This is a genomic window from Bacteroidota bacterium, assembly GCA_030706565.1.
Classification (GTDB): Bacteria; Bacteroidota; Bacteroidia; order Bacteroidales; family JAUZOH01; genus JAUZOH01.
Genome location: JAUZOH010000281.1, coordinates 1 through 5,057, shown reverse-complemented (window position 1 = coordinate 5,057; position 5,057 = coordinate 1). Strand labels below are relative to the sequence as shown.

Here is a 5,057-nt window from a genome sequence, read left to right as displayed (position 1 = left end):
AATTCACAATATCGCGCATGGTAATATTGGTGATCGAAACATCCTCAAGCAGGGCACCATCAACTGTTTCCAAAGCCAATCCGCGGCAATGGTCGAACACACAGTTTGTTATGGTTATATTCCTGAATCCTCCATTTGATTCTGTTCCACATTTAATACGACCAGTACGCGGTGTTTTTGTTTTCTGGCATTGGTAAGTTCCATCCAGCATAGTCCCCGCATCAAAACCACTGACCAGGCAATTGGTAATGGTTACATTATCCGTGGAGCGGGCCATGCCCAGTCCATAGCAGCTTTTCAGGCAAATGCCATCATCTCCGGGGGAATTGACGCTGCAATTCGATACCCTTACATTGCGGCAACAATCTATATCCATACCGTCGCGATTGGTATCAATCTTCAGGTTATCGATGGTGAAATTATCCACACCAGTGGCAAGAATTGCAAAATGCCCTCCCATCAGGATGGAAATATCCTTTAAGTTGACATTACGGCAAAACTTGAGGCTGATTGTCTTATTCCCCGTTCCTGAAGGCTTTCTGTCGCCTTCGGTTACAAGGCCTTTGCCATAAATAAGTCCTGGCCCCAGGATGGAGATATTCTCCAGGTTTTCACCCCAAATCAGGCTGTTTTGCCAATGACTATGGCCAAAATCCTGAAATTTATACCATTGGTTGGGTTCAGGGGCATCGTAGCCGGTGGAATCGTCAGCCAGAATAACAGCTCCCTGATCCAGATATAGTGCTATATTGCTTTTCAAACGGATGGAATAACACAAATAAGTGCCGGCCTGTAAATAAACTGTCCCCCCTCCTGCTTTTGCAGCAGCATCAATGGCAGCATTTATGGCTGGAGAATCAAGCGACTTTCCATTGCCGGTTGCACCATATTCCTTTACATTAAAAACAGGTGCAGAAACCTGCGCATTCGCCAGGCTACAGAGCAAAAGAAACAGTCCAAGGATAAAATTTCGTTTTTTCATAATTATTGGTTTAAAGTTAAAGAGGATAAACAAATATCGTAATAATAGTTAATTATCAATATATTAACATTAATTAAAATTTTCCACCCTGAAATCATAAGAGCCCGAACCAACCTTATATACCTGATATCCAGCTTCATTCCTCAAAAAATGAACATACTTTCCAGGTATTTTATCACTTTCCATAACCCTTGATTTTTCACTAAAAGGTAGATAAACTGTGGCATGGGTATTAACAGGAATATTTATTTTCAGGGTAAACACCTTTCCCTTCTTTTCCCATTCGCTCTTTATTTGGCCATACATTGAGCCATATTGGGCTTTTACAAAGGTAACATCTCCAACTACTTCAGGTTTTATAACAATATCCTTAAAAGCCACAGAGTTTTCTTCCTGCCTGATCCCGGCCAGTCCGCTGTAAAACCATTCCATGATGTGGCCCAGCATCAAATGGTTGTTCGATACATCGCGCAGTGCCTGCCAGGATTCAGTAAGAGAAGTTGCACCATGTTCCAGCTGATAACCATAACCCGGGACATCAGAACGGTTGTTCATATCGAAAATCACCTTGGAGGCTCCACCTTCCTCAAGGGCGCGAAGCACATAACGATAACCCACATCACCGGCAGTAAGGCTGTTATTTCTGCTCCTGATATCGTTAATCAAACTTTCCGTCACTTTCGGCCGGTCTTTCCGATCCACCAATCCCATGTATAGAGACATGGCATTGGCAGCCTGACTATTGCGGTCGTACTGATAGGTATCCTTGTGAAAGTATTTCTTGTTAAAAGCATCCTTTATATTTTGAGCCAGCAGGTTATAGTGAATTACATCATTCTTTATACCCAGCAATTTTGCTGCCTTGCTCAGGATGTTGACATCATAATACCAGGTTGCCGTGGCGGTTACTCCCATAGAAGTAAGCTGAGAGGAGCCCGGATGTTTAGGCCCCAGATCATACCAATCGCCCAGTCCGTAATCAACAATATAATCTTTTGCTTTGGAACCCAGGTAGGCGACATATTTCTTCATACCCTCATAATTATCTTTCATCAGGCGGGTATCGCCATACCATTGATACATATACCAGGGTAAAATGATCCAGGCACTGCCCCATTCAGGGGAATCCCTGAAAGCATTGGGCTGCCCCTTCCCGTCATTGAAAACACAAAATTCCGGAGCAATAGATGGAATAAGGCCGTCATCAAGCTGGGAGGAACGCATATCACTGATAGTCTTTGAGAACAGAGAAGAGATATTGTAATTATATTGAGTAGAAGCGCCCATGAGATGGGTCTGTTCGAGCCAACCCAACTTTTCGCGGTGAGGGCAGTCAGTAAACACATGCGACATGTTGCTCTTTATTGCCCAGTCAATCAACCTGGCTGTCCTGTTGAAAAGATCATTGGAACACTGGAAGTTGCCAGCTTTTTCGGCCGAATTGCGGGTATGAAGGCCTGTAAGCGCTTTTATAACAGGCAAAGCATCCGGATTGTCCTGTCCCTCAGGAACAGCACCTTCAACCTGGGCATAACGAAAACCGTAATAAGTAAACTGAGGTTGCCAGGTTTCCTCTCCCTTGCCACTCAACCGGTATGAGAAATAATAAGGTTTGCCCGTAGCATCCTGGTTAACAGTACCGTCAGGATTAACCAGTTCGGCCGGAGTGATTTTTACAACAGCACCGGCATTGCCCTGCACTGAAATCCTGACTATTCCCGAAGCATTTTGCCCAAAATCATAAACCCAATGTCCGTTTTGTGCTTTAAAAATCTTAACTGGCGGGAGTGTTTCCATCACTTTATTGGGCGTATTCTGCTGCGAAAGCAGGGTATCATTACCCTTAACCACCACAGAGGGCTGCCATTTCGAATCGTCAAAACCCGGCTTATCCCAACCTTCCTGTTCAATTGTGGCATCATAATCCTCCCCTCCGTAAATGGTAGAAAAAGTAACAGGACTTTGAGCTGCTTTCCACGAAGCATTGCTTTCAACGATTTCTGAGCTTCCATCCTGGTATTTGACCAGAATTTTGCAAATCATCTTGGGAAGTCCGTGCATCAGCACCAACTGAGGTTTACGGTAACGTCCACGGGGAAAATCATAAAAACCGTTACCCAACATCACCCCGACCGTATTATCCCCTTCCTGAAGCTGAGGAGTAATATCAAAAGTTACATAGTAGCAGTACTTTTCATAATTCGACCAGTCGGGATCCATAAAATGGTCGCCTACCTTTTGCCCGTTGAGGAACATATCAAATTGCCCCAGTCCGGAAACAAAGGCAATCGCACTTTTTACAGGCTTAAGGATTTTAAAATCCTTACGGAATTGGGGTAAAATATTTTTTACCTTATTCTGAATACTATCGACAGTCAATCCAGTATATCGTGCCATATCCAGCTCAGACAGAGTGATCCACCGGGCATTGCCCCAGTCCGACTTTACCAAAAGCCCCATTTGCCAGGAAGCCGTTTCACTCCAGGCTGATGCCTTATGGTCCTGATTCCAGACCTTCACTTTCCAGTAATACTTTCCGGCAGCCTGCAAGGGTTTACCTGCATATTCAATCTGTATGGAATGGGAAGATTTCACTATCCGCGAATCCCAAATATTGCCCTGACCAGCTGAAAGTTTTTCCGGACTGTCGGCCACCAGGATCTGATAGGCAGACTGACGCTGGTTTCTGAAATCTGATTTCAACTGCCAGCTTAACCTGGGATGCAAGGCATCAATACCTGAGGGATTTGTCTGATATTCGCACGTTAGATGGGAAGTCGAAAGTGCGTTTTGCCCCACTGCAGTTGAAACAAAAGCATAAAGGATAAAAAACGAAATAATTTGTAACTTATTCATAATCAATATATTAATACATATTTCTATTTTTCTGATATTCAATCAAGTTTCAGAAAATACCTGATCAATCAAATCCTTCTTTTTAAAATCCATTATAAACTTTTAATGGAATATCTCACCACTAATGACATTGCCTGGGATATCTAATAATTGTATGCTTGAAATGGTGCTTATATGCAGATGGTCGAAAAATGTCCAAACCACTTTTTTATCCGGAGTCACCTCAATCACATGAGGAGCCTTTCCAAATTGATTATGACCCAACCAGTTTGTCATAACCGTATTACCATTGGGCAGACGCTGAAGGCCAGTCATGAATTTAAGCGAAATATCAGGCAAATCGCCGGGGGCTACTTGCCAGACAATTTTATTATCAGGATCAACTTCAATTACCTTTTGATTCTGATGATGATCGGCACAAGCGATCAAGGTATTTCCATCAGGCAGACGAACAACACTATGAGGTCCCCCTGGTGCCGGGATTTCCCTAACCAAGGCTCCATTTGAATCATATTCCCTCACCACATCCAAGCCATAATGGGCAACCAGATAATGTCCATTAGCCAGACAGCGGGCATTACGCATATAAGCATGACCACCGCTGGTTCCCTTTGGAAGAAGACTGATTTCCTTAACAATTTTACCATCCGGAGATACTTCCAGCAAACGGGCAGAGTCGCACTCTCCAATAAATGTATTCCCATTAGGCAACCTTTGGCATGCAAAGATTTCGCTTGCCGATTCAAAATCAAAAACCACCTTTTTTTTGCGCGTTACTTCTTTTACTCCATGCCCAGTATTAAACAACAAGTTACCGTTAGGAAGCACCCACAAATCGTTACAAAGCGGAGCAGGGTACTCCCACTTTACTTTCCCTTTTGCTGAAACAACCAAAATTTTACCCTGAGTATAATCCGAACAAACAAAAGGATGTCCTTTCCCTTGCTGGACAGGTTGCGCAAAGCATAACTCACTGCAGGTTAGGATAGTATAAAACAGTAGAATAAAACTTGGAAGTAATAGCCTTATTTTTTTTGAAAACATTTTCATGCCAGTCAGTTAAGTTAGAAACAGGAGGGCGTCACCAAAATCGTGAACGCCAACGGCTTTATAAAAAACTAATTGTTACCTGGAACTTGTAAAAACAAGTTTCAAAAATACTTGTTTTTACAAAACAAAGAGGCTTTTGCCCAAAATTTTCAATATTTCATATAATTTT

At 42.9% G+C, this 5,057-nt stretch carries 3 protein-coding genes; all 3 read right to left on the bottom strand.

Going from position 1 to position 5,057, the window contains the following annotated elements; translation table 11 throughout:
• Positions 1 to 982: glycosyl hydrolase family 28-related protein (locus Q8907_12525; protein ID MDP4275096.1), on the bottom strand; the 982-nt coding region annotated here is incomplete at its 3' end.
• 69 nt (positions 983 to 1,051) lie between these two features.
• The gene (locus Q8907_12520) at positions 1,052 to 3,838 is read right to left on the bottom strand and encodes a family 78 glycoside hydrolase catalytic domain (GenBank protein MDP4275095.1); all 2,787 of its coding nucleotides are present in this window, start codon (positions 3,836 to 3,838) and stop codon (positions 1,052 to 1,054) included.
• Between the two features lie 102 nt (positions 3,839 to 3,940).
• Complete coding sequence (locus tag Q8907_12515; protein MDP4275094.1) at positions 3,941 to 4,888, bottom strand: hypothetical protein; 948 nt, start codon at positions 4,886 to 4,888, stop codon at positions 3,941 to 3,943.
• Between the last annotated feature and the right edge of the window lie 169 nt (positions 4,889 to 5,057).

Excerpts from the sequence above, each read along its gene's own strand:
- Q8907_12520 (MDP4275095.1), bottom strand. The coding sequence starts at position 3,838 with ATGAATAAGTTACAAATTATTTCGTTTTTTATCCTTTATGCTTTTGTT.
- Q8907_12515 (MDP4275094.1), bottom strand. The coding sequence starts at position 4,888 with ATGAAAATGTTTTCAAAAAAAATAAGGCTATTACTTCCAAGTTTTATT.